This window comes from Chitinophaga niastensis, assembly GCF_003014755.1.
Classification (GTDB): domain Bacteria; phylum Bacteroidota; class Bacteroidia; order Chitinophagales; family Chitinophagaceae; genus Chitinophaga; species Chitinophaga niastensis.
This window is the reverse complement of the sequence record NZ_PYAW01000002.1, coordinates 652,556-678,772: the sequence shown is the minus strand read 5'-3', so window position 1 is coordinate 678,772 and position 26,217 is coordinate 652,556. Positions and strand designations below refer to the sequence as shown.

The following is a 26,217-nucleotide window of genomic DNA, read 5'->3' as shown; positions in this document are numbered from 1 at the left end:
AAATTTGGCTGCAAAGGTAAGTCACCTACTGATAATTCAAAATATATTGCTGAATATCCCCTTTACACCACCTATCATGATTTAATTTTAACTGTTATTAATTATTTATCTTTGCCTCACGATGTTTTTGGCATCATATTTTCTTAAATTTTTGTTAACAAAAGCAAAAAACAATATGTTAAAACACCTACCAACGGAAATGAAGCATGATAAACGCTTGTCATCAAAGCTCGGTGTGTCATTACCGTTAGTACATCTGGCAGAAAAAATACTGTCTACACGATGGATCAAAGCTATACCGGCACCTATTATCTTTTTACTCACCTTCCATACTGCACAGGCACAGGATCCTGAACTGAAAAGCACTACCTCACCTACCATTAAAACCCAGGATACTACTATCCGCAGAATTGTGGAAGAAATGCAGCGGATCACAGATAATGATAAACAAAACTCAAATGCTATACAAGCCTTGCTGCAGGGTAAGGAAATAGATAATATCAGTAAATATGAATTGATTAAAAGTAATATCGTGAATGCCAGCGAGACTTACTATCTGCTCAATAAGAAAATTATCGATCTGAAATCCCGTACTACTACCAATAACCTGGATGTATTCATCACCTCACTGAATAACCCGGAAAGTAAAGCACTGGGCTTTTCATTGAGCGACCGGATTGTAGAACTGGTAGAAAAGATCATCTTAAAAAATAAAGGAGATAAGGGAGAAAAAAATTCAAAGATTGTAGAGTCCACCAAATCTATCATCAACAGTCCTATCTTCCAGAGCTTCACCTCTCTTACGCCACCACTCGCCATTGCTAATTCAGTGATGAACTTCCTGCATAGTGTGAGTGTGAACAATAAACAGATTAATCAGAAGTCGTTACAGGATTTTGAAAAAGAGCTCAACAAATATGTAGTGTATTACACGGCATTAAATGATGCGAATCAGAAATTTGAATACGGCCTGAACTTTAATAAAGATCAGTTAAGCCTGCTGCAGGATAACCTGTTTGACCACCTCTCGTTCACTGCTACTTCCATGAAATTTCCGGCGCCACAGAAGGGCAACCAGAGTTTAAGTCAGACGATGAACGAGTACTTTTTTGATTTTAAGAAAGAAAAAGTAATCGATTATTTTAATCAGCTGGAAGCAAAGTATACCAAAGGCAAACGTATAGATTATGAATCGCTGTTGCGTGAGAATTCTTCTTTGAAAGAAGTAAATAACCAACTGGAAGATCTCGTGCTGCAAACCAAACGATTTGAAAATCTGTACAATGAATATTTTACCCTGCTGGATTCTTATTATACCAAGGTGAACAATTCGCTGAAAATAGCGCAGGACAATGGTTTGGCAGACAAGAGCATCATTGATACCAAACAGGCAGAGTTCAGGAATCTGAAAACAGAAGCAGTTGGTGAAATCCAGGCTTCTATCAACATCCGTGAACTGTACAGCAATACAGAAAAGATCAAATACCGCTACCGGATATTCTAACGTTGATCTGAACGTTTTGAAGCTGGGGATTTTGAGATAGCAATATCTCGATATCCCCAATTTCTTTTTAAGTAAATATAGATTTTATCAATACCTTTATGAGATCAATTTAGAGGAAATGACGACAGTTCAATTGGAATATATTGTTGCAGTAGAGACATACAGAAGTTTTGTAGTAGCAGCAGAGAAGTGCTTTGTTACTCAACCTACACTGAGTATGCAGATACAGAAGCTGGAGGATGAATTAGGCATTAAACTGTTTGATCGTAGTAAATTACCGGTAGTACCCACAGAAATAGGCATCGCAGTTATTACGCAAGCCAGGATCATCATTAAGGAAAATGCCCGCATCCGCGAAATTATTGCAGATCAGAAAAAGGAAGTGCAAGGCAATCTGAAAGTAGGTATCATCCCTACACTGGCACCTTATCTCCTTCCCCGCATCCTTACCGGCTTCATGAAAAAATACCCAAAGGTAAGACTGGAAATATGGGAATATCCCACAGAACAAATTATGCAACAGCTGAAGCAGGAACTGCTGGATTGCGGTCTGCTGGCCACTCCCCTGCATAATCAACACCTGGAAGAACACCCGTTATTCTACGAATCCTTTGTAGTGTACACTGCTAAAAGCAATCCGCTGTACGAGAAAAAAATAGTGAAAGCGGAAGAACTGGATATAAAAGACGTGTGGTTGCTCAATGAAGGACACTGTATGCGCAACCAGGTGCTGAATATCTGTAAAGATAAATTCACCATGGGCGACAACAAAAACCTGGAATACAATACCGGCAGCGTGGAAACACTAAAAAGAATGGTGGACCTGAATGAGGGTTATACTATATTGCCAGAACTCTCCCTGCAGGATCTGACTGCCCGGCAGCTCAATATGGTACGTTATTTCAAAACGCCTGAACCTGTGCGGGAAATCAGCCTGGTAACACATCGCCACTTCATTAAACAGGCGCTGATAGAAGCTTTCAAAAAAGAGATCCTGGCACATGTGCCGGAGAAAATGAAAGTGCAGAAGAATAAAAAAGTAATAGAGATCATTAACGAATAGCTTTTAGCGGTTAGCTTTTAGCGGTTAGCTTTTTGCTAAAAGCTAAAAGCTAACCGCTAAAAGCTATCTACTATCCTCTGCCTGGCGTATAGTACTTCATCGCCTCAGGCATCAGTTGTTGTAATTTTTGTACGCGGGTTGCATCACTGGGGTGCGTGCTCAGAAATTCCGGTGGCTTTTGACCATTGCTCATGCTGGCCATACGTTGCCAGAAAGGAATAGCTTCCTGTGGATTGTACCCGGCCATTGCCATGAATATCACACCCAGATGATCGGCTTCCAGCTCATTTTGACGGGAAAATGCCAACATACCTACGTTTCCGCCTATACCAAAAGCCTGGTTAAAGATGCCTACAGCAGTAGGATTTTTACCCAATGCCAACGCACCAGCTACCTGTATACCCTGTGCCACCAAGCCCTGGCTCATGCGCTCGTTACCATGACGGGCAATAGCATGGGCTATTTCATGACCCATTACACATGCCAGCGACGTTTCGTTTTGTGTAACCGGCAGCAGACCTGTATACACAACTACTTTTCCACCGGGCATGCACCAGGCATTCACTTCGTTATTATTTACCAGGTTGAATTCCCATTTATAACTGGCCACCTCGCTTCCCATATTATTTTGGGTCATGTACCTGGTAACAGCAGCTGCAATACGTTGTCCTACCCGCTTTACCATATCCGCATCCCTACTGGTGCCCTGGGATACGACTTTGTTTGTGGATAAGAACGACCGGTACTGCTCCACAGCCATTGATTCCATGGTGCTCTCAGGCATCAGATTTAACTGGCTACGGCCGGTAATGGGCACACGTGTACATGCTGCCATCAATCCAAGGCCTGCAGTAAAGAATAAAACATACTTTTTCATGGGAGAATCAAATTTATTTATGCGTAAAACGCGAAAAGCACAAAGCAAAAAGCATGCACATTTTATGAGCATTGCTTTTTGCTTTATGCTTTCGCTTATAGCTAATTTAGTTTTTTCCTTTTCTGTTCTTAAATAGCGGCACTTTACTTTCCACTCCCTTCAATAACCGCGTGATGTTTTTCTGGTGCGTTAATACTACCATTAATGCCACTGCTATAGCGAAGATGCGATAAAAAATTTCCGGCTCATTAAAAATGTAGAGAATCAATATCGGAAACGCGATACTGGCTATAATAGAACTCAATGAAACATATCTCGTTAAAAAAAGGATCATTAAAAATACACCCACACAACATAATGCTACCAATGGCTGAATAGCCAGCACCAGTCCGAATAAGGTGGCGATACCTTTACCGCCCTTGAAATTTGCCCATATAGGAAAAATATGACCAACTACCGCAGCAAGGCCCAAACCTATCTGGAGATTCACCAGCTGGGTGAGATGCTCCGGATCATGATAGTAAGCCGCCAGATAAGCCAGTCGCACTGCCAACACACCTTTCAGCATGTCTACCACCATTACAAAAGTACCGGCTTTAGGACCCAGTACCCGGAAAGTATTAGTAGCACCGGCATTGCCGCTACCGTACTCCCTGATATCCATACCAAAAATACCTTTACTTACCCATACAGCTGTAGGAACAGATCCTATCAGATAAGCGCAAATAAGCAATAAAATTTCTGTCATCACTATAAGTTAGGAATGCTAAGATAACGAATTCTGTGTTAAAATTAAGCGAATATTAGAAAAGTTTGTAACACAAAAGTTGGATTATCAGCACTTTTCATATGTAAGTTTTAACACATTATGCGGCTATTGCCTCAAATTGCAGGGCCAGCCAGTTATCCTTTTCAATTTTTTTCTCCAGTACAAAACCTTGCGGAATAGCAGCCGCTACAATTTGTGCTTCGTCAGAAGGCATAATACCACTCAGTAACAATTTACCTCCTGGCTGCAGTAACCGGCGCATATCTGCCATAAAACGCAGCAATATGTTGCAGTTGATATTAGCTAATACAATATCGTAACCGGCTGTGATGGCATCCAGCGTATCTGCCTGCCACACCTTTACCTTATCCATATTGTTAGCTGTTATATTTTCCAGTGCATTATTCACTGCCCATTCATCATAATCAATTGCATCTACAGTAGTAGCCCCCATCATTTCCGCCAGGATAGCCAGTATACCGGTGCCGGTACCAAAGTCGAACACACTTTTACCGGTAAAAGAAAGCTCCTGCATCAACTTTATCATGGAAGCGGTAGTAGCATGATGCCCTGTACCAAAAGCCATTTTAGGCGTTATTACAATCTCGTATTCCGGCTCTGGGCTGAACGGAGGATGAAAAGCAGCACGGATGCCACAGAAATTATCTACCTGTACAGGCTGAAAATTACTTTCCCACACTGCGTTCCAGTTTACAGGCAAAATTGTTTCCTTCGTATAAGTAATTCCGTGAGGCTGCAATATTGACTGCAATACTGCTTCGTTAAAGTCGGTTTCAGGGATATAGCCGATAAGCACATCGGACTGCTCCTCGAATCCTTCAAAACCAATAGCAGATAGTTGTGCAATCAACAGGTCAGTATGCTCCGCGCCTGCAAATATAGTAATAGCAATGTGTGACATAAGTGGCAAATATAGGTAATTGCCTGCTATCACAAGAAGGAGCCGTACTACGCATTAAATAATAATTCCCGGAGAAAACATCCGTTTTGTTCATATAAATACCAAGCATGACTGACCCAAAGCTGCATTCAACCACCAATACTTACGATCCTACCAAAGATCCATTGTACCAGGAATTTCTTCATTTCCTGCAGCAAGTGGAAAATAAAGCAGCTGAAAACATGGAAAGCCCCGCTGGCACTGCAGAAAACCCACCTAATCCGCCCTTATTACCCTGAGCAATGACACATTAATGTGAATAGTATTATATTTGATTTATAAATCATATCAAATATTCTATGAAAACACTGTTTCTCCTGCTGACCGGCGTGGCGCTATCCCTATCCGGTATGGCCCAGGTTATTAAAGTCCAGCCAGTCCAACCTATGACTGACTCTATTACGTACCAGACTGAAAATGTGGTATTAATTTTCGACCGGCAGGTGCTGCTCGATTATATGGTCAGCATGGATACTACCCTTCGTCAGAGCAAAAACAACAACAGGGTATTCCGTAACATACAGTTTGTAAAACTGAATGCGACAGATATGGGCGCACATTACCGCAAAGCCTATTGCTACCTGGAAGATACTACCAACAAAGATCTCAGCTATCGTACAGATAAGATGAATATGTTATGGGCCGAAGATGGCGGTATTCTGTTACCTTATGTGGAAGAAATATTGCCCGGTTTGTTGGTAAACGGAACTTTGAGGGTAATAGAGCGGAGTAATAAAGCTGTTCAGCCCTCTTATAAGATGATTGCGGAACCTATTGACGGAACTAATTATCGCGTATTCAGATTAAACAGTGGCAAAGAAATATTTCGTGAAAGTACTTTTTGTGTAGAGCAACTGACGAGAAGATAACCTGAATAATACCAATAGCCTTTAGTCAAAAAAGAAAGCAGCCACCGGTGTGACTGCTTTCTTTTTCTATTTAATTCCAGTTATCTGCTAGCTATAACAGTGACTATTCTTCGCCATCAAAGGTCGGTTCCTGAGGTTTTTCAGGACGGGCGTTATAATCACCACCGGGACGGCTATCACGGTTAAAATCGCGTCTTTCACCACCACCACGGCGGTCATCTCCACCACCACGTCTGTCGTCACCACCGCGTCTGTCGTCGCGTGGGCCACGGCTATCACGCCTGTCGCCACCACGATCGCCACGATCACGGAAATCACCACCACCACGACGGTCATCTCCACCACGCTCATCACGCTCTGGTCTTTCTACATAACCTTCAGGTTTAGGCATCAGCACTTTGCGGCTCAGCTTAAACTTACCGGTTTTAGGATCGGTACCAGTGAGTTTTACTTTTACTTTTTCGCCTTCTGTCAGCACACCTTCCATTGTTTCCAGGCGTTTCCAGGAAACTTCAGAGATGTGGAGCAAGCCTTGTTTACCAGGCATGAACTCAACAAAAGCACCGTAAGGCATGATTGATTTTACAACAGATTCATATACTTCACCTACTTCAGGTATAGCAATGATTCCTTTCACCCATGCTACTGCTTTATCCAGGCTTTCTTTCTGTGCAGAGAAGATGCTTACTTCACCGGTTTCACCAACTTCTTCGATGTTGATGGTAGTACCGGTTTCGCGTTGGATCTCCTGTATAATTTTACCACCTGGTCCGATTATCGCGCCGATAAATTCACGGTCGATGATAATTTTTTCCATGCGTGGTGCATGTGGTTTAGGTTCAGGACGGGCAGCAGGGAATGCTTCGTACATTGCTTCCACAATGTGCAGACGTCCTTTTTTGGCCTGAGCCAGTGCGGAACGCATTACATCCATACTTAAACCGTCTACTTTGATATCCATCTGGATACCAACAATACCATCGCGTGTACCGGTTACTTTAAAATCCATATCACCCAAGTGATCTTCATCACCGAGGATATCGGTTAATACTGCCCATTTACCATCGGAAGCGCGGGAGATAAGCCCCATTGCCACACCGGAAACGTGTTTAGGCAAAGGTACACCTGCGTCCATCAGTGCCAGTGAACCAGCACAAACGGTAGCCATGGAAGAAGAACCGTTAGATTCGAGGATATCGGAAACTACTCTCACTGTGTAAGCGTAGTCGCTACCCGGCATCATTTGCTTCAGAGAGCGCATAGCCAGGTTACCATGTCCTACTTCACGACGACCAGGGCCGCGCATCATTTTCACTTCGCCTGTAGAGAACGGAGGGAAATTGTAGTGCAGGATAAATTTAGAGTAGTTAGAAACAGCAGCACTTTCCACCAGCAGCTCATCTTCCGGAGTACCCAGTGTAACAGTAGTCAGGGACTGTGTTTCACCACGGGTAAACAAGGCGGAACCGTGCGGAGAAGGCAGGATATCTGTTTCCATTGCCAGCGGACGAACCTGATCCAGTGCACGACCATCCAGACGAACAGATTCGTCCAGGATCATGTTACGGATCACTTCTTTTTCCAGATCATGCAGGTATTCTTTAACCAGCGGTTGATCTTCTTCAGGCAATTCGCCCAGGTGCTCTTTCAGTTCCACACCAATAGCAGTAAACGCATCGCTGCGGTCATGCTTGGCAGAAGCTGATTTAGCTACCTTGTATATTTTGTCTGTAGCAAAAGCAGCAACTTTTGCTTTCAGTTCTTCGTTCTGATGTGGTTGAGTGTATTCACGTTTGCCGGTAACGCCTTTCAGGTCACGCAGCTCTTCCTGTGCCTTCACCTGCACTTTGATAGCAGCGTGTGCTGCCTCAATTGCGAGGATCAGGTCTTCTTCCTGGCACTCTTTACTTTCACCTTCCACCATCATGATGTTCTTGTCGGTAGCACCAATGATGAAGTCCATATCAGCTTTAGCCAGCTCGGTACGGTTAGGGTTGATTACGTATTTGCCATCAATACGGGCAACACGTGCTTCTGAAATGATTTCCTGGATGGGAACATCAGAAACAGCCAAAGCAGCAGATGCAGCCAAACAAGCCAGTGCATCAGGCATTACTTCAGGATCGGAAGATATCAGGGAAACTAATACCTGTACTTCACATAAGTAGTTATCGGGAAACAAAGGGCGGAGCGCACGGTCAATCAGGCGGGAGATTAAAACCTCTGAATCAGACAACCGGCCTTCACGTTTGAAAAAGGAACCGGGTATACGGCCGGCAGAAGCAAATTTTTCCTGATAATCAACTGTAAGCGGGAAGAATGACTGGCCTGGTTTGGGTTCTTTATTTGCTACCACAGTGGCAAGCAATATAGCATTCCCTAAACGCACCGTAACAGCACCGTCGGCCTGGCGGGCCAACTTGCCGGTTTCGATGGTCACCATACGACCGTCTCCTATATCGAATTTCACTGAAATAGGTGTCAGATTCATAATAAAGTGAGGATTAAAAATAAAGTTATTCTTTTTTGATCGCTAAAGAACAACAAAAGGTATACATACAAAAAAACTATTCCCAACCTAAAAAGTTGGGAATAGCGCTATAATTAAGTCATGGTTATTTCCTGATACCTAACTTCTCGATGAGGGCACGGTAGCCTGTGAGGTTGGTTTTAGATAAATAGGAAAGCAAACGCTTTCTCTGGCCAACCATCTTCATCAAACCACGGTGGGTAGAAAAATCCTTTTTGTTTTGTTTCAGGTGACCGGAAATGCTGTTGATACGCTCAGTCAGCAGTGCAATTTGTGCTTCCGAAGAGCCTGTATTTTTTTCGCTTCCACCAAATTCCTTAAAAATATTGGCTTTCTTTTCAACAGTTAAGTAAGACATCTTTAAAAATAATAAGTAATAATAATGTTTTTTGTCGCTATTTTTCCGGTGCAAAGGTAGTTTAAAAAATAGGAATTACCAATTAACCGGAAATTAATAATTAATGATGGATAATCCACATCTGTAAAGGATTCTTCCTCAACAACTCCTAAGAAGAAAAATTCACTGCTGCGTTATCTGCCACATGCCCGTTTTCTGTACGGAGTACACGGGATGGGAATTTTTGTAATACAATATAATCGTGTGTGGCCATCACAATGGCGGTACCTTCCCTGCAGATGCGGAATAACAACTGCATGATACCGTCAGATGTTTCAGGGTCCAGGTTACCGGTAGGCTCATCTGCCAAAATCAGCTTAGGTGAATTAAGCATGGCGCGGGCAATATCCACACGCTGCTGCTCTCCGCCAGACAACTCATAAGGCATTTTAAAACCCTTGGTGCCCAACCCTACTTTATCCAGCACATCTGCAATCTTGTCTTCTATTTCCTTATTGTCCTGCCAACCGGTAGCCCGCAGCGCAAACTTCAGATTATCATGCACATTGCGGTCTGTCAGCAGTTGAAAGTCCTGAAATACCACACCCAGATTCCGGCGAAGGTAAGGTACTTTTTTCCAATCCATCTTCTTCAGGTCAAAACCCACTACCTGCCCGGTGCCGTCGTTTAAAGGCAAATCGCCGTACAGCGTTTTCAACAAGCTGGATTTACCCGTGCCCGTTTTTCCGATGAGATATACAAACTCGCCCTTATTTACCGTGATATTCACATCTGCTAAAATCAATGAATTCCCCTGGTAAATACTGGCATTAGTTAATTGGATGATAGGTTGCTCAGGCGTCATGTCCTTTTTTCTTTTTTAATACGATCTATTGCGAACAAAAATAACTAATTAAAAAATAACTCGTTGTGATAATCTGTCAAAATAATCACAACCGGTTATCTCTGCTAAAACTAAAAAAATAGTTTTTAAACTAAATAATTAGTTATAACTTAGGATTACAAAATAAAAACATGAAGCAATTAACCAAGGCAGAAGAACAGATCATGCAGGCACTCTGGGAAACCGGGCCCGCATTTGTGAAAGATATCATTGAAGTTATGCCGGAGCCCAAACCGCATTACAACACGGTATCTACCCTGGTAAAAATACTGATAGAAAAAGGGTTTGTTGACTTCAAAGCATACGGCAAATCTCACCAGTATTTTGCAGTAGTAACGAAAGATGCTTACAGCCACAAGACTGTCAACAATATCGTGAAAGGCTATTTCGACGGCTCTTTCAGCAACATGGTTTCTTTTTTTGTAAAAGAAAAAGAATTGAGTATTTCAGAACTGGAAAAACTGGTACAAAAAATCAAAGACACACAAAAGCCTAAATCATGATAGCGCTGCTCACCTATCTATCCAAAGTAATACTTTGCTCGGCTGTATTATATGGCTATTATTTTATAGCCCTACGTAATAACCGGTTCCACCAGTGGAACCGGTACTACCTGGTACTGATTACACTGGTATCGCTGCTAACGCCACTGCTGCAGATCCCATTGCCATTTCAGCAAACGGAACCATCTGCAGTACTGTCGTATACCGCACGCATCATTACCCTGCGGGAAACAGTGATACCACCTGTTGCGCAGGTGATCAATTTCCGTATAGTGATCACTGTTATATATATGGCCATCATCCTGCTGTTGCTGATACGTCTGCTGGTAAGTCTTGTTAAGATCAGGCGCCTCATCCGCCACAGCACAATACAGGAAGTGCCTCCCTACCGGTTTGTGAAAAACCAGGAAATAACAGCACCATTCTCCTTCTTCACCTATATTTTCTGGGATCAGCACACACCATTGAACAGCCCGGAAGGCCAGCAGATACTGAAGCACGAGCTGGTACACCTGCAGGAAAAACATAGCACGGATAAACTTTTTATGGAGATAGTAACTGCCATTTGCTGGATCAATCCTTTTTTTCACCTGATGAAACGTGAGCTGGCACTGGTACACGAATTTCTGGCAGATAAAAAAGCAGCCGGGGGAGAAGTAGCCGGTTACGCCCAAACCATTCTGCAGATAGCTTTCCAAAGCAAACAATTTAGTATCACCAACAATTTTTTTCATCCGCCTATAAAACGAAGAATCCTTATGCTTACACAATTTCACACACCAAGATTCAGTTATTTGCGCCGGATACTGGTACTGCCGCTTGCGGCATTCATATTTTGTTCACTTGCTTTTGTGGCCGACAAGCGCCCATCCGCCATTCGGGCGCTTTCGGCCAATAGCAGTAATATACGCCTACAAAAGGATAAAGCAGTTGTACGCGATAGCATACCGGCCGCAAAACAAGACAGTGTGGATAACGAAGTTTTCGTAGTTGTAGATCAGCCCCCAACTTATAAAGGGGGTGAGGAGGCGCTGGTAATTTATCTTGCCCACAGTATCCACTATCCTAAAGCGGCACGGAAGAATAGAACCTCCGGAACCATTTTTGTAGGGTTTGTAGTAGAAAAGACAGGTAAGATCAGCCATGTGAAAATAATCAATCAGGATCCAGGTGACGGACTTGGCGAAGAAGCCCTTCGTGTGGTAAACTGCATGCCCAATTGGATCCCCGGAACACAAAAAGGGGAACGCGTAGCCGTTCAGTATAGTCTCCCTATACGTTTTGCCGTAGAGTAGGATAATCCAAAACATGATGCCAGCGGCGATGAAATATTCACCTTCGTAGAGGAACCACCACACTTTCCCTATTACATTTCAGCTATCAAAATAACACAACTGCCCTATAAGTAAAATCCCACCTGCTAATACCAGGTGGGATTTTTTTATCTTATAAAAAGATGATCCTAATATTCAAAAGTGCCGGCCGGTGCTTTCACCGTTACTTTTTTCTCCGCTGCCGCTTCTACCCTGCCTATGATCTGTGCATCGATATTAAAGCTTTTGGAAATGCTGATAATGTCTGCTGCAATCTCCTCTGGTACGTATAATTCCATTCTGTGTCCCATATTGAACACCTGGTACATTTCTTTCCAGGGTGTGCCGGATTGTTCCTGGATCAGGCTGAATAAAGGAGGAACAGGGAACAGGTTATCTTTTATGACATGCAGTTTTTCAATAAAATGCAACACCTTGGTTTGTGCACCACCACTGCAATGCACCATACCGTGTATCTGCGGACGGAATTGCTCCAGTACTTTTTTGATCACCGGTGCATAGGTACGTGTAGGCGATAATACCAGCTTACCCGCATCCATAGCGCCAAAACCAGGAATATCTATTTTATCTGTCAATGATTTCTTACCACTGAACACCAGTTCAAAAGGAATATTGGGGTCAAAGCTTTCGGGATATTTTTCTGCAATCACCTTGCTGAATACATCATGGCGCGCACTGGTAAGGCCATTGCTACCCATACCACCATTGTATTCCGTTTCGTAGGTTGCCTGTCCGTAAGAGGCCAGTCCTACTACCACATCACCCGCCCGGATACGATCATTAGAGATCACATCTGCCCGTTTCATTCTGCAGGTAACCGTAGAATCCACGATGATAGTACGTACCAGATCACCTACATCTGCGGTTTCGCCGCCGGTAGAATAGATGCTGATACCATGATTGCGCAGTTCCGCCAGAATTTCTTCTGTTCCGTTAATGATCGCCGCTATTACTTCACCCGGCAGTAGCTGTTTGTTACGGCCAATAGTAGAAGACAGCAGGATATTGTCTGTAGCGCCCACACATAGCAGATCATCCATATTCATGATGATCGCATCCTGTGCAATACCTCTCCATACACCCAGATCACCGGTTTCTTTCCAATAAATGTAAGCCAGGGAGGATTTGGTACCCGCACCGTCCGCATGCATGATATTGCAATACGCTTCATCGCCCCCTAAAATATCGGGTACAATTTTGCAGAATGCTTTCGGGAAAAGGCCCTTATCAATATTTTTAATGGCATTGTGCACATCTTCCTTGCCTGCCGAAACACCGCGCTTGGCGTAAATATTATTATCCACCGGGAAATAAATAAATAAGTAAATAAAAAAATAACTAAATAAAGATGCTCTTCAGGCAGCAAAAGTAACAGATTCCGTGCAGAATGCCCGCCGAATGTGTTAGATTTGCACGGCGTTTTTGATAGTTATTGATTTATATGCAGGTTCACAGGGACTTAGACCACTTACCGGAATTCCGTAATGCTGTTATTACGATAGGCACATTTGACGGGGTACATGCAGGCCATCGCTTCATTTTACAACAACTGGAGCAGGCTGCCAATAATGGTGGCGGTGAAACCGTGATCGTTACTTTTGATCCCCACCCACGGGAAGTATTGCTGCCTAAACCCAATAATATTCGCTTACTGACCACCTTGTCCGAAAAAATTGCGCTGCTCGAACGGGCAGGCATTGATCACCTGGTGGTGGTACCTTTTACCAAAGCATTTTCTGAACTATCTGCCCGCGGGTACCTGGAAGACTTCCTGGTAGCACGTTTCAAGCCGCATACCATTATCATTGGTTATGATCATCGTTTTGGCCATAACCGGGAAGGCGGACTGGAACTCCTCGAGGCAGAGCAGCAACAATACGGCTTTCAGCTGATAGAGATTCCACAACAGGTGGTACATGATCTTACGGTGAGCTCTACCAAAATCCGTAAAAGCCTGCAGGAAGGCGACATTCAGCTCGCCAATGAGTTGCTGGGCTACCCCTATTTTTTATCCGGGACAGTTGTTCACGGGGATAAGATGGGGCGTCAGCTGGGGTATCCCACTGCCAACATTCACCTGGCAGATCAAAGGAAACTGATCCCGGCGGAAGGTATTTACGCTGTACGGGTGGGCCTGAGCGGGTATCCTGACTTATTACCGGCTGTAATGAGTATTGGATTCCGCCCAACTTTTAATGGTACAGACCTGCGTCTGGAAGTGCATATATTTGATTTCAATGAAGATATTTACGGGCAGGAACTGACCGTATACTTTGTGGAATATATCAGGTCCAATCTGAAATTTGATGATATTAATGCACTGATTGTACAGATGGATAAAGATTCCATACAGGCAAAGGAGATTTTAGAAAGATAACTATTAAAACTCTTCTCCTAAAAGTTCAATGGATTTCTTTTCCTTCTTTTTGGTGCCTTTTAATAATTTGTAAGCACCATAAAAGGTTAAAAATGTAAATAGTGCCAGAAAAACGCCTATCAATACATAACTAATGGCAAAGGACAAATCGGAGTACTGAAACCCTTCTTTAAACTGCCCGGTTGCAATACCATATATAAACACCCCATCTACGAACAGCGAAATCAGTCCCAGTAAAAATAATATGACAAGGGAGACTTGCCGGATCACAATAACATAAACTTTAGCCATAGGTATCAATAAGTTTGAAATATGCGCATCAGTGCATTACCTTATACATCAGTTCCTTCATCAATTCTCCGTCTTCCACACCACTATCGTTAATGCCTATACTCCGCAGGTTATACTGATGTAATAAAAGGATCGCTTTTTCTGTACCCTCAGGTCCATACTGGCGTGCAGCATTCATATAGTCTTTTACGAAGAATGGATGTACGCCCAATGCAGCAGCGACGTCCTTTTCCGCACCTTTGACACTGAAGATGAGATTTACTTTGGCGAAAAAATTATACAGGGCCGGCAACGTCATCTGGATGGGCGCGGCTTTGGGATTGGCAGCAAAATAAGTGATGATACGAAATACTTTCTCTGTGTTTTTTTGTCCGAGGGCATTCTGCAATTCAAATACATTGTATTCTTTGCTGATGCCTACATATTTTTCAATATCGCCTTCGTCTATTTTCTTTTGGGCCGGCAAATTGACCAGCAGTTTATCTATTTCATTGGCAATACGTGAAAGGTCATTACCGATATGATCTACCAGCAGAATAGCCGCCTTTTGTGAGATGGCCAGTCCACGGCTGCTCACGTAAGATTCTACCCAGGCGGGAAGTTGGTTATCATATAATTTTTTAGTAGATAAGAGTACGCCTTTATCCTTGATCAGCTTGGCCATTTTGCTCCGGCCATCGATTTTGCCTTGTTTATGTGCCACCACAAATACGGTGGAGGAAAGCGGATTATCAATGTATGTTTCCAGTTTAAGGAGGTCGCGCATAGCTTGTGCTTCTTTCAGCAACACTACCTGTCTTTCTGCAAACATGGGATAGCGGCGGCAGGCATTGGTAACAGTACTCCAGTCGGTATCTTTACCATACAGCACCGTGAGATTAAACCCTTGTTCAGATTCCGGTAGCAGCTCATGTTCCGCATAGCTGGTCACCTGGTCAATAAAAAAATCCTCGTCTCCTTCCAGCCAGTATAATGACTTGAATTTGTTTTGTTTCCAATCTCTGATGATATCCTGGTATTCCATTATTTTAGCTATTAGCGTTTAGCTGTTAGTTGTTAGCTAAATGCCAAAAGCTAACAGCTAAATGCTTTATTTAATAATTACTATATCGTCTTCTTTCAGCAATGGTACACGTTTAAATCGCAGTATCAGTTGCGCCACTGCCAGCACATCCTTCTGGCAATAGGTAGCAATGCGTTCCAGGTCTTTTTGTTCCCAGTAAACTTTCCCTACCATACTACCATCTATGTCGTCTTTGGGTGTATCAATTCCCATAACGGCCGTGAGCAGTTTCAGGGAAATATAATGTCTGAAATCTCCGAAACGCCATAGATGCAGGGTATCCAGCACAGGCATTTCCCATGGTTTAAAGTCATGCAGCTGTAAAGGCTGCGGCAAAGATAACTGATGGATGACAGACCTCCTGCAAATAAACGGAATATCAAATTCTTTGATGTTATGCCCGGCAAACTGAAAGCGGGGATATTTGACATAAAATTTATTTACTAATTCTAAAAAACCGTTCAACACAACTTCCTCATCATCATTATAAAACGATTTCAGCCGTAGCTGGTACCGGTTATTTTCCAGGTGGAAGAATCCCACGGAAATACACACTATTTTACCAAATTCGGCGTAGATGCCAGCTCTGTCTGCATATGCTTCCTGATCATTTTCTGAAACTGGCGCAGTTTTTGCAATTTTCTCCCGCCAGAGCAGTTGCATTTCATCCGACAAATGTCCAAACGCCTGAGTACCAGGGGTTGTCTCTATATCCAGCAGGAGTAATTGATCTAATGCAATTTTTGGAAGCACGATTGAAAAACGGTTTTATATCTATTATAAAATAAGAATATTTACCTACTTTTGAATAACAACTTTTAACCATATAACAATTAAACATAAAACTCACAACTATGACGGAGAACACTTTTAACACCCCTGCACCGGGATCGCCCGGACCAGAAAAACCGCGCAGCCGGAATGGTCTAATTTACGGTATTTTAATTGCAGCGCTTGCAGGTACCTGGATTTATATGTTGTATGACAAGAATAAATCCAGTGAGCAAATCACACAAAAAACCACGCAGATTGATTCTATTTCATCTTCCCGCGATGCGTTACAACAGGAATACAATGCAGCCAATGCGCGTTTGGATGATCTAATTTCTCAGAACACCCGTATGGACAGCCTGGTGAAAACAAAAGATAAGGAAATCCAGGATATGAAAGCCAGAATCTCCAGTATCTTAACCAACAAAAATGCTACACAGGCACAGCTGGCTGAAGCCCACCGTTTGATTGAACAGTTAAAATCTAACATCGAAGGCTACACGCAAACCATCGAGCGCCTGGAAGGTGAAAAGATTGTACTGGCAGGTGAAAGAGATGTAGCACGTAAAGAAAGGGATTCTGTATCTACTGTTAAGGATAGTCTTCATAAGAAAGTAGATCTGGGTTCTGTATTACATGCTTCCAACATTAAGTTGCAGCCTATCCGTGTAAAACACAACGGCAAAGAGGTAGAAACCACCAAAGCAAAACGCGCTGATATGATGCGTGTAACATTTGATCTGGATGATAACCGTATTGCTCCAACCGGCGACAAAGAAATCTATGTTGCTATTACATCGCCTGATGGTTCACCACTGGCAGTAGAAGCACTGGGGTCCGGTCGTTTTACACTGGAAGATGGCACTGAAAAATTATACACTGCCAAGAAAACAGTTGCTTATGTAACTGGTCAGAAACAAACCGTTAGCATGGATTGGAAACAAAACTCCGATTTCAAACCCGGAGACTATTCAGTTGAAATTTATCACAACGGTTTCAAAATAGGTCAGGGAAAAGTAACGCTGAGAAAAGGCGGACTGTTTTAATTGCCAACAAAAAATCTAAACAGCAAAGGCGGAACAATTGTTCCGCCTTTGCTGTTTAAAGGAGAATCTGTGCTGTTTAACCGATCATTTCCTACCCTTTCTTGATGTTTTTTTCACCCGTTGTATTTGTTAACGATTAGTTATTGACAAAAAGATATATATAAAAATAAAATTAAATTAACGTTCTTTGCCACCATAATAACTAATAGCCGGAGGCCCGCTAACACCCTGGTTGGTTGAAACCAATGCGATTTTTCTACTCATCGACTTTTTGTGTGCCTTTTGCTATTAACGGATAAGATAAGAAGCCCAATTAAAACTGAAGCATGGAAGACATGAATAAAATAGTGTACGTTGTAGATGACGATGAAATTTTTCATTTCATTATCAAAAAAATGTTGGGGCAGCAAGGCGATCATTTTATAGTAACCTCTTTCCTTTGTGCAGAAGAGGCGCTAGAGCAGCTTTCCTCCATTCCGCAACCTACCTTACCCTCCCTTATTATTCTGGATATGAATATGCAGCGGATGAACGGATGGGATTTTATTGAAGCATACAGGGGATTAAAACCATCTTTCAAAAATACTATTCCGATTATTATGTGTTCTTCCTCTGTGGATGTTCGCGATATGCAAAAAGTACAACATACCCCTGAGTTGATGGCTTATATTACCAAGCCGCTGGACAAGAACAAACTCAAAGTGATAGCAGAATACCTGTAGTTGATGCAAATTACGAATTGCGAATTACGTATAAAAGCGAATGATGTAAGCGGATAAACTTCGCTCATATCATTCGCTTTTATACGTAATTCGCAATTTTTCTTATGCTAATACCGCAGCCCCATACATCTCTTCACGCAGTGCTTTCACACGTTCATCAGCCAGGTATTCATCAAACGTTGTCAGTCTGTCGATAATTCCTTTAGGTGTAATTTCAATAATGCGGGTAGCCACAGATTGCATGAAGGTATGGTCATGCGTGGTAAACAACACTACACCTTTGTAGTTGATCATGCTTTCGTTGAATGCCTGGATAGATTCCAGATCCAGGTGGTTGGTAGGCTCATCGAGTACCAATACGTTTGGATCCTGCAGCATCATGCGGCTGGTCATGCAACGTACTTTTTCACCACCGCTCAATACGGAAGTTTTCTTCATGATTTCATCACCACCGAATAACATTTTACCCAGGAAGCCACGCAGGAAAGGCTCATCCACGTCTGTTACGTGAGCAGGCACATACTGGCGCAACCAATCCATCAGGTTCAGGCTCTTATCTGTAAAGAACTCCGCGTTATCGTTTGGCAAGTATGCTTTGGTAACGGTAGTTCCCCATTCAAACTTGCCACTGTCGGCGGATATTTCTCCGTTGATTACCTGGAAGAAGGTAGTAAGGGCCAGGTGATCTTTAGACAGGAATGCTACTTTATCTCCTTTATTGAGAGAGAAAGTTACGTCTGTAAACAGTTTACGGCCATCAATTAATTTTTCCAGTTTTTCTATGTTCAGGATCTGGTTACCTACTTCACGCTGCTGCTTGAAGATGATACCCGGATACTTACGGTTAGAAGGCTGAATATCTTCCACCACCAATTTCTCCAACGCTTTCTTACGGGAAGTAGCCTGTTTACTTTTGGAAGCGTTGGCACTGAATCGGGCGATAAAGTCCATGAGGTCTTTACGCTTATCTTCCATCTTCTTGTTCTTATCAGATATCTGGCGGGCCATTAACTGGGATGATTCGTACCAGAAGGTATAGTTACCGCTGAAGATCTGGATCTTGGCGCGGTCAACGTCTGCTACGTGGGTACAAACAGCATCCAGGAAGTGACGGTCATGCGATACAACGATCACAATATTTTGGTAGTCGGCCAGGAAGTTTTCCAGCCAGCCAATAGTTTCTACATCGAGATCATTCGTAGGCTCATCCAGCAGCAGGATATCGGGATTACCAAATAGCGCCTGCGCCAGCAAAACACGCACCTTGAGGCTACCAGTAATATCTTTCATCAGTACACTGTGCATCTCTTCCTTCACACCCAGATCGCCCAGCAATACACCTGCATCGCTCTCTGCGGTATAACCGCCCATTTCACCATATTCTGCTTCCAGTTCACCTGCACGCATACCATCCTCTTCGGTAAAATCTTCCTTCGCATAGATGGTATCTCTTTCGTTGGCTATTTCCCAAAGCTTTTTGTTACCCATCAATACTGCATTCAGTACCGAAACCTCATCAAACTCAAAGTGGTTCTGTTTCAGAACGCTCATGCGCTCGCCCGGAGTGATTTCGACGGTACCTTTGTTCGGCTCAATTTCGCCGGACAATATCTTCAGGAAAGTAGACTTTCCTGCTCCATTGGCCCCAATCACACCATAACAGTTCCCTTTTGTGAAATTGAGGTTTACTTCGTCAAACAATACTCTCTTTCCGAAAGAGAGCGTTACGTTTTTAACACTGATCATGCTGGCTATGTAAATTTTGAAGCTGCAAAGGTACGAATAGTATACGGGCTTTCCAAGTTAAGCAAGTGTATCTGATAGAGGGGGAAAGAGTGATGGTAATCATCTTTTAAATAAATATTTATATATGCAATCATTAGCTATATTAACTTATCCGGCTGTTGCATGCGCTTATCTTTTCTATGCGTATCTTTAGCGCATAAAAATTAATACGGTATGACGGAGTATAACCAGGTATTTGAGAATAACAGACGTTGGGTAGCTTCCAAAATAGCCACCGATGCAGATTTTTTCGAAAGAATGGCGAATTCACAAAAACCGGCCTATCTCTATATCGGTTGCAGCGACAGTCGTGTTCCCACTAATGATATTATGGGACTGGAAGCTGGTGAGGTATTTGTGCACCGCAACATTGCTAATCTTGTTCCCAATACAGACCTCAACGTCATGGGAGTTATCAACTACGCAGTAGAACACCTGGAAGTAAAACATATCATCGTTTGCGGTCATTACAACTGCGGCGGCGTAAAAGCTGCGATGCAACCCAGAGACATGGGCATCCTGAATCCCTGGCTACGAAACATCCGCGACGTTTACCGTTTGCATATGGATGAACTCAACGCGATAACGGACGAGCATGCACGCTATAACAGACTGGTAGAACTGAACACACAGGAACAATGCATCAACGTGATTAAAACAGCCGTAGTACAGAAATCATATGTAGCCCGTGGCTACCCTACTGTTCATGGCTGGGTATATGACCTGAAAAACGGTATGCTGAAAGATCTGGAAATAGATTTTGAAGGCGTACTACATGAAATACAGAAGATTTACGATTTAACAGGCTCCGGCCTGATGCAAAAAGAAAGCGATTAATTATGGGCCCCATTGGTGTATTTGATTCCGGCTATGGCGGATTAACTGTCCTGAAAGAAATAGTGGCAGATCTGCCGCAATACGATTATATCTACCTGGGAGATAATGCCCGCGCACCTTATGGCAATCGCGGCTTTGGTACCATTCACGCCTATACGCTGGAATGTGTGCAACAGCTGTTTAACATGGGATGCCCGCTTGTGATAGTGGCCTGTAATACGGCTTCGGCCAAAGCGCTGCGCACTATTCAACAGAAAGACCTTCCACACATTGCACCCGACAACAGGGTACTTGGTGTGATACGTCCCACATCTGAAATAGTAGGCACGCTTACACAAACCGGGGAAGTAGGGATCCTCGCTACTAATGGCACAATATCTTCCGAATCCTATCCAATAGAGATCCACAAATTTTTTCCGCATGTTAAAACCTATCAGCTGGCCTGCCCGATGTGGGTGCCTCTGGTAGAAAATAATGAACATGAAAGTGACGGTGCGGACTACTTTGTAAAAGAATATCTCGGTAAAATATTATCACAATCGACCAACATTGATACGCTGTTACTGGGATGTACACACTATCCCCTGTTGATGAAAAAGATCAAACAATTTTTACCCGGCGGTATCACCGTGCTATCACAAGGAAAGATAGTAGCACACAGTTTGAAAGACTACCTCAAACGTCATCCTGAAATGGAAGCCAGGCTGAGTAAAAACAAAGAACAACGTTTTTATACGACAGATGATCCGGCTATTTTTGACCGGATGGCGGAGATTTTTTTCGGGAAAGCGGTGGTGTCGAAAAAAATAAATATGATATAAGGAAGGCCTTCGGCCTTTGTCTTTTCTTTAGCATGATTAGACTGATTAAGATGATTATGCTGATTTTATCTTCTTCTGAAAAATGTCTTTATCGTTTCTTACATGTACTATAAAAAACGGTAAGCATAATTATCAGAAAGAAATGAAATCAGGGTAATCATCTTAATCAGTCTAATCATGCTAAAGAAAAGACAAAGGCCGAAGGCCTTCCCCCCAATTACTTTTCCAACTTCAATAGAAACGCATATTCCAATGCGATCTCCTTCAAAGCACTGAACCTACCGGAAGCCCCGCCATGACCAGCAGACATGTCGGTATGCAAAAGTAAGAGCTCATGATCTGTTTTCATATCGCGCAATTTAGCTACCCATTTGGCAGGCTCCCAGTATTGCACCTGTGAATCGTGCAAACCGGTGGTTACCAGTAAAGCAGGATAGGCTTTATGCGCTACATTATCATAAGGGGAATAAGATTTCATGTAATCGTAAGCGTCTTTGTTCTTAGGATTTCCCCATTCATCAAACTCACCGGTAGTTAACGGAATGCTTTCATCCAGCATGGTGGTAACCACATCTACAAAAGGCACCTGTGCTACTACACCATGAAATAATTCGGGCCGCATGTTTATGATAGCACCCATCAACAGGCCGCCGGCACTGCCTCCCATGGCATAAAGATGTGCGGTATCCGTGTAATGCTGATGAATCAGGTAATCTCCGCAAGCGATAAAATCTGTAAAGGTGTTTTTCTTTTTAAACATCTTTCCATCTTCATACCATTGTCTTCCCATTTCCTGGCCACCGCGGATATGCGCGATTGCAAATGCAAAGCCACGATCCAGCAAGCTTAACATATTGGAGTTAAAAGAGTCGTCCATGCTATGACCGTAAGAACCATATCCATACAGCAACAGCGGGCTCTTTCCATTTTTCTCAAAGCTTTTTTTATACACAATGGAAATAGGAATTTTAGTACCATCTGCGGCGGTTGCAAACAATCTTTCTGTAGTATAATCTTTAGGATCATAACCACCTAATACTTCCTGTTGCCGTTTCAACTCACTTTTGCCTGTTTCCAGGTTATAATCATACACAGAACTGGGTGTGATCATAGAAGTATAGTTGTACCGCAGCTCTTTGCTATCCATTTCAGGATTGTTGCCAACGGAAGCAGTATATGTTGGTTCCGCAAATGGCAGGTATTTATCTTCCTGCGTTTTGCTATTGATAACACGGATTTGGGTAAGTCCGTTTTTACGTTCGCCCAGCACCAGGTAATCTTTAAACACTTCCAGGTGTTCCAGCAACACATCACTGCGGTTAGGAATCAGTTCTTTCCAGTTCTGCCGGGAAGTCTTATCCAGCGGAGATTCCATCATGCGAAAATTCAGTGCATCCCAGTTGGTAACGATATAAAATTTATCATCGCGGTGATCAATTTCATACAATATATTTTTTTCCCGCGGCTGGAAGATGCGGAAAGCGTCGTTGGGTTTAGCAGCATCGATGATGCGGCTTTCAGATGACAAAGTGCTCTCACTGCTGATGACGATGTACTTACCCGATTTTGTTTTATTGACGTTTACGTTAAATGTTTCATCTGTTTCGTGGTATACTTCCTTGTCGTCAGCAGTACCCAGCGCATGACGCATGATGCGGTCTGCCCGTAATGTAATGGTATCTTTCCTTGTGTAGAACAATGTTTTATTATCACTGGCCCAGGTACTGCCGGCAGTCGTTTCGTGAATCACATCTGTTAACAGTTCGCCTGTTTCCAGGTTTTTGATGTGAATAGTATATCTTCTGCGGCTGACTGTATCTATGCCATAAGCCAGCAGTTTGGTATCAGGACTCACATTAATACCTCCTACATGGCAATAGGCATGGCCTGCAGCCAGTTCATTTACGTTCAGGATAATCTGTTCTGCTTCTTCCAGGCTGCCCTTTTTACGGCAGTAAACAGGATATTCTTTACCGTTCTCATAGCGGATATAATAATAATATCCGTTTTTGAGATAAGGAACACTCATATCGGTTTCCTTAATGCGTGATTTCATTTCATCGAACAGGTGTTCACGCTGTTTTTTCTCCGGTGACATTATTGTGTCCAGATAAGCATTTTCCGCGTTGAGCCATGCCAGCACTTTGGGGTCTTCGCGGTTATTCATCCAGTAATAATTATCGATGCGTGTATCTCCGTGGATAGTGAGTTCTTTCGCTATCTTTTCTACTATAGGTGGCGTAATGCCCGTCTGATCGTTCATAGTACTTTTCTTTTCATTACAAGACAATAACACTGTTCCCAAAAGCAACCAACAATTACCCTGGAAGTTCTTTAACATAGGTTAGTATTTTAATAGTATAGTTAAATTTACTAAAAAGAGGCCAACCGTGTACGATTGGCCTCTGCTTTATATTGTAGCGTAATTAAACGATCCTCATATTCACCGGGTCCCAGTTGATCAGTTTTTTGCTGAAATAACTTTCGTTGGTGACCAGTGCAGGGCCTGCAGCACGAAGACCAAAAGTTGCGTCTTCTACTACCGGCTTACCAGTGCGCATGGATTCAAAGAAATTGGTGAAATGATCCAGCCTGTCGTCATACCCTTTGGGCGCCGCGTAAGCGCTGGAAGTTTCTATCGGTGTTCTTTTACCTACCGGATATTTAGCGTCATAGTTTTTTACGAACTGCTCCTGTTGTGCTTTCGGAAAAGTATTATAGGTATCCCAACCGCCATAGCCGGGCGCTTCGGGGAGTTTATGTTTTTTTACCTTAAAATCATTCCAGCCCATTTCCAGCACCCCTTCGGTGCCAATGAGGCGGGTGTATTCTCCACCGCCACTGCCGTCTGCAAAGTTTACACGGAGTGTCATCTGGAAAGCCGGATGTTCTTTCGATGCCGGGTAATCAAAAATGGCGACCACTGTATCGGGCACATCGCGGCCATCTTTCCATTGTACCAGGTTACCGCTGGCATAAATGCTGGTAGGTCCCAGGGAACCGGTTATGAAATGCAATCCGGAGATGAGATGTACAAACAGATCGCCTGGAATACCAGTGCCATAAGCCTGGTAATTGCGCCAACGGAAAAAACGTACCGGATCAAAAGGCAGTTTGGCTGTATCTTTCAGGAAAGTATCAAAGTCCACAGTAGCGGGAGATGCATCCGGCGGAATAGAATACTGCCAGGCACCCAGGGCACTATGACGATCCATTCTTGCTTCCACCACGTTGAGCTGACCAATTTCACCTGCCTGATAACGTTTACGTGCCTCCGCTAATGCGATACTGCTTACGCGCTGGCTACCTACCTGGAAAACCGCTTTGGTACGCTGTTGCGCAGCAATTACTTTATGTCCTTCTTCTATCTGCTGTACCATTGGTTTTTCACAATACACGGCTTTACCCGCTTCCATGGCTGCAATAGCAATAGTGTCATGCCAGTGATCAGGCGTAGCTACAATGATGGCATCTATATCTTTTCTTTTCAACAGTTCACGGTAATCGCGTGTAGTATATACATGTGCACCAAATACTTCTTTTACACGGGTAAGGTGGCCATCGTACAAATCGGCTGCACCTACAAACTCTACTCCCGGCACTTTGATGGCTGTTTGCACGTCACCAAAGCCCATGATGCCCATGCCTACGCAGGCAATGCGGATCTTATCATTTGCAGCGATTCTTTTTTCAGGCTGCAGCAACTCAATATGTTCCTGCTCTTTAGCCATGGCCGCCAGCTGGCCAATACCCAGCAGTGCTGCAGTACTGCCGATATGCTTAATGAATTTTCTACGTGATTGATCTGACATACATCTTTTTTTAAACGGGTTACGTGGAAAAAACACATGATAATAAAAAAAATTACGAATTACGAATCTGGATTTACGAATGGTAGGCGGTTGATATTAATGGTTGATGGGCTTCACCCGTTTTTAGATTTTCTTTCTCCCGATTAGACTGATGCAGCTGATTTTTCTGATTTTATTTTATATGAAAAAGTCCTCCTGGTTTATCACCAGGAGGACTTTTATATGTCATATAACTACTTACTATTTTTCGGAAGAAAAACCGGCACCAATAAACTCCCTGTTGAGACGGGCGATATTGGTTAAGGAGATTTCTTTCGGACATTCTGCTTCGCAGGCACCGGTGTTGGTACAGCTACCAAAACCTTCTTTGTCCATTTGTGCTACCATGTTCAGCGCACGTGATTGTTTTTCCGGATGCCCCTGTGGTAACAGTGCCAGCTGAGAAACTTTAGCAGATACGAACAACATAGCAGAAGAGTTTTTACACGCTGCTACGCAGGCGCCGCAACCGATACAGGAAGCTGCTGCAAAAGACAGGTCTGCATCATTCTTATCTACCGGTAAACAGTTAGCATCTTGTGCATTACCGGTGTTTACGGAAATGTAACCACCTGCTTCAATGATGCGGTCAAAAGCGGTTCTGTCTACTGTCAGATCTTTAATTACAGGGAAAGCACCTGCTCTCCATGGTTCTACTGTAATAGTATCTCCATCATTGAAAGCGCGCATATGCAGCTGACAGGTAGTTGTTCCGTCCCATGGACCGTGTGCACGGCCATTGATATGCATTGAACACGAACCGCAGATGCCTTCGCGGCAATCATGGTCAAATGCTACCGGATCTTTTCCATCGTTGATCAGTTGCTCATTCACCACATCAAACATTTCCAGGAATGACATTTCAGAAGAAATATCTTTTGCCTGCAAAGTTTCAAATCTACCCTGATCGTTTTTATTTTTCTGCCTCCACACTTTTAATGTGAGGTTCATGTTATAATGTTCCATATACCTTGGACAATTATTTGATTTATAATCCTGGCT

General features: G+C 43.1%; 25 protein-coding genes. 11 read left to right on the top strand and 14 right to left on the bottom strand.

The window, feature by feature from the left end; all coding sequences use genetic code 11:
- The first annotated feature begins 175 nt into the window (after window positions 1–175).
- Both CLV51_RS11385 and CLV51_RS11380 read left to right on the top strand, forming a co-directional pair.
- Complete coding sequence (locus CLV51_RS11385; RefSeq protein ID WP_158266976.1) at window positions 176–1,504, top strand: hypothetical protein; 1,329 nt, start codon at window positions 176–178, stop codon at window positions 1,502–1,504.
- Between the two features lie 118 nt (window positions 1,505–1,622).
- Entirely contained in the window at window positions 1,623–2,567 is a 945-nt protein-coding gene (locus tag CLV51_RS11380) for a hydrogen peroxide-inducible genes activator (protein ID WP_106528154.1), read from the top strand.
- A 70-nt stretch (window positions 2,568–2,637) separates the two neighbouring features.
- Here CLV51_RS11380 and CLV51_RS11375 read toward each other — a convergent pair whose 3' ends face one another.
- From CLV51_RS11375 to prmA, 3 genes are all read right to left on the bottom strand, one after another.
- Window positions 2,638–3,444: a M48 family metallopeptidase gene (locus tag CLV51_RS11375; RefSeq protein ID WP_106528153.1), complete on the bottom strand. Its 807-nt coding sequence runs from the start codon at window positions 3,442–3,444 to the stop codon at window positions 2,638–2,640.
- A 106-nt stretch (window positions 3,445–3,550) separates the two neighbouring features.
- Complete coding sequence (gene plsY, locus CLV51_RS11370; RefSeq protein WP_106528152.1) at window positions 3,551–4,192, bottom strand: glycerol-3-phosphate 1-O-acyltransferase PlsY; 642 nt, start codon at window positions 4,190–4,192, stop codon at window positions 3,551–3,553.
- A 118-nt stretch (window positions 4,193–4,310) separates the two neighbouring features.
- A complete protein-coding gene (gene prmA / locus CLV51_RS11365) occupies window positions 4,311–5,135 on the bottom strand; it encodes a 50S ribosomal protein L11 methyltransferase (RefSeq protein ID WP_106528151.1) in 825 nt (274 codons plus the stop codon).
- A gap of 107 nt (window positions 5,136–5,242) precedes the next feature.
- Between prmA and CLV51_RS29090 the strand changes: the two genes are divergently transcribed.
- Window positions 5,243–5,413 (top strand): hypothetical protein, encoded by a 171-nt coding sequence (locus tag CLV51_RS29090; RefSeq protein ID WP_158266975.1) that lies wholly within the window; start codon window positions 5,243–5,245, stop codon window positions 5,411–5,413.
- A 60-nt stretch (window positions 5,414–5,473) separates the two neighbouring features.
- Window positions 5,474–6,043 carry a hypothetical protein gene (locus CLV51_RS11360; protein WP_106528150.1) on the top strand — a complete coding sequence of 190 codons (570 nt, stop codon included), beginning with the start codon at window positions 5,474–5,476 and terminating at the stop codon, window positions 6,041–6,043.
- Between the two features lie 103 nt (window positions 6,044–6,146).
- Here the strand turns inward: CLV51_RS11360 and CLV51_RS11355 are convergent, their stop codons facing one another.
- The 3 genes from CLV51_RS11355 to CLV51_RS11345 form a co-directional block, all read right to left on the bottom strand.
- The gene (locus tag CLV51_RS11355; protein WP_106528149.1) at window positions 6,147–8,534 is read right to left on the bottom strand and encodes a polyribonucleotide nucleotidyltransferase; all 2,388 of its coding nucleotides are present in this window, start codon (window positions 8,532–8,534) and stop codon (window positions 6,147–6,149) included.
- Window positions 8,535–8,658: 124 nt separating this feature from the next.
- On the bottom strand, window positions 8,659–8,931 hold the full coding sequence (gene rpsO, locus CLV51_RS11350; protein WP_106528148.1) for a 30S ribosomal protein S15: 273 nt from the start codon (window positions 8,929–8,931) through the stop codon (window positions 8,659–8,661).
- Window positions 8,932–9,079: 148 nt separating this feature from the next.
- Window positions 9,080–9,775: a cell division ATP-binding protein FtsE gene (locus CLV51_RS11345; RefSeq protein ID WP_106528147.1), complete on the bottom strand. Its 696-nt coding sequence runs from the start codon at window positions 9,773–9,775 to the stop codon at window positions 9,080–9,082.
- 170 nt (window positions 9,776–9,945) lie between these two features.
- Between CLV51_RS11345 and CLV51_RS11340 the strand changes: the two genes are divergently transcribed.
- Window positions 9,946–10,317 carry a BlaI/MecI/CopY family transcriptional regulator gene (locus tag CLV51_RS11340; RefSeq protein ID WP_106528146.1) on the top strand — a complete coding sequence of 124 codons (372 nt, stop codon included), beginning with the start codon at window positions 9,946–9,948 and terminating at the stop codon, window positions 10,315–10,317.
- Complete coding sequence (locus CLV51_RS11335; protein ID WP_106528145.1) at window positions 10,314–11,612, top strand: M56 family metallopeptidase; 1,299 nt, start codon at window positions 10,314–10,316, stop codon at window positions 11,610–11,612. Before CLV51_RS11340 ends, CLV51_RS11335 begins: the two co-directional genes overlap by 4 nt.
- Window positions 11,613–11,779: 167 nt before the next feature.
- On the opposite strand, the gene CLV51_RS11330 is transcribed toward CLV51_RS11335, so the two are convergent.
- Window positions 11,780–12,955 carry an AIR synthase related protein gene (locus tag CLV51_RS11330; RefSeq protein ID WP_106528144.1) on the bottom strand — a complete coding sequence of 392 codons (1,176 nt, stop codon included), beginning with the start codon at window positions 12,953–12,955 and terminating at the stop codon, window positions 11,780–11,782.
- Between the two features lie 137 nt (window positions 12,956–13,092).
- On the opposite strand from CLV51_RS11330, the gene CLV51_RS11325 reads away from it, so the two are divergent.
- Window positions 13,093–14,028: a bifunctional riboflavin kinase/FAD synthetase gene (locus CLV51_RS11325; RefSeq protein ID WP_106528143.1), complete on the top strand. Its 936-nt coding sequence runs from the start codon at window positions 13,093–13,095 to the stop codon at window positions 14,026–14,028.
- A 3-nt stretch (window positions 14,029–14,031) separates the two neighbouring features.
- Here the strand turns inward: CLV51_RS11325 and CLV51_RS11320 are convergent, their stop codons facing one another.
- From CLV51_RS11320 to CLV51_RS11310, 3 genes are all read right to left on the bottom strand, one after another.
- Complete coding sequence (locus CLV51_RS11320; protein ID WP_106528142.1) at window positions 14,032–14,319, bottom strand: hypothetical protein; 288 nt, start codon at window positions 14,317–14,319, stop codon at window positions 14,032–14,034.
- Window positions 14,320–14,347: 28 nt separating this feature from the next.
- Window positions 14,348–15,343, bottom strand: a complete 996-nt coding sequence (gene holA / locus CLV51_RS11315; protein WP_106528141.1) for a DNA polymerase III subunit delta — start codon at window positions 15,341–15,343, stop codon at window positions 14,348–14,350.
- Window positions 15,344–15,409: 66 nt separating this feature from the next.
- Window positions 15,410–16,135 carry a ribonuclease H-like domain-containing protein gene (locus CLV51_RS11310; protein ID WP_106528140.1) on the bottom strand — a complete coding sequence of 242 codons (726 nt, stop codon included), beginning with the start codon at window positions 16,133–16,135 and terminating at the stop codon, window positions 15,410–15,412.
- A gap of 101 nt (window positions 16,136–16,236) precedes the next feature.
- On the opposite strand from CLV51_RS11310, the gene CLV51_RS11305 reads away from it, so the two are divergent.
- A complete protein-coding gene (locus tag CLV51_RS11305) occupies window positions 16,237–17,199 on the top strand; it encodes a hypothetical protein (protein ID WP_106528139.1) in 963 nt (320 codons plus the stop codon).
- A gap of 326 nt (window positions 17,200–17,525) precedes the next feature.
- Window positions 17,526–17,921 carry a response regulator gene (locus CLV51_RS11300; protein ID WP_106528138.1) on the top strand — a complete coding sequence of 132 codons (396 nt, stop codon included), beginning with the start codon at window positions 17,526–17,528 and terminating at the stop codon, window positions 17,919–17,921.
- Window positions 17,922–18,023: 102 nt separating this feature from the next.
- On the opposite strand, the gene CLV51_RS11295 is transcribed toward CLV51_RS11300, so the two are convergent.
- Complete coding sequence (locus CLV51_RS11295; protein ID WP_106528137.1) at window positions 18,024–19,667, bottom strand: ABC-F family ATP-binding cassette domain-containing protein; 1,644 nt, start codon at window positions 19,665–19,667, stop codon at window positions 18,024–18,026.
- A gap of 213 nt (window positions 19,668–19,880) precedes the next feature.
- Between CLV51_RS11295 and CLV51_RS11290 the strand changes: the two genes are divergently transcribed.
- Window positions 19,881–20,543 carry a carbonic anhydrase gene (locus CLV51_RS11290; protein ID WP_106528136.1) on the top strand — a complete coding sequence of 221 codons (663 nt, stop codon included), beginning with the start codon at window positions 19,881–19,883 and terminating at the stop codon, window positions 20,541–20,543.
- A 2-nt stretch (window positions 20,544–20,545) separates the two neighbouring features.
- Entirely contained in the window at window positions 20,546–21,364 is an 819-nt protein-coding gene (gene murI, locus CLV51_RS11285; RefSeq protein ID WP_106528135.1) for a glutamate racemase, read from the top strand.
- Window positions 21,365–21,581: 217 nt separating this feature from the next.
- On the opposite strand, the gene CLV51_RS11280 is transcribed toward murI, so the two are convergent.
- From CLV51_RS11280 to CLV51_RS11270, 3 genes are all read right to left on the bottom strand, one after another.
- Window positions 21,582–23,705, bottom strand: a complete 2,124-nt coding sequence (locus CLV51_RS11280) for a S9 family peptidase (protein ID WP_106528134.1) — start codon at window positions 23,703–23,705, stop codon at window positions 21,582–21,584.
- An 85-nt stretch (window positions 23,706–23,790) separates the two neighbouring features.
- Complete coding sequence (locus tag CLV51_RS11275; RefSeq protein WP_106528133.1) at window positions 23,791–25,176, bottom strand: Gfo/Idh/MocA family protein; 1,386 nt, start codon at window positions 25,174–25,176, stop codon at window positions 23,791–23,793.
- A 240-nt stretch (window positions 25,177–25,416) separates the two neighbouring features.
- Window positions 25,417–26,181 carry a succinate dehydrogenase/fumarate reductase iron-sulfur subunit gene (locus CLV51_RS11270; RefSeq protein WP_106528132.1) on the bottom strand — a complete coding sequence of 255 codons (765 nt, stop codon included), beginning with the start codon at window positions 26,179–26,181 and terminating at the stop codon, window positions 25,417–25,419.
- Window positions 26,182–26,217: the final 36 nt, after the last annotated feature.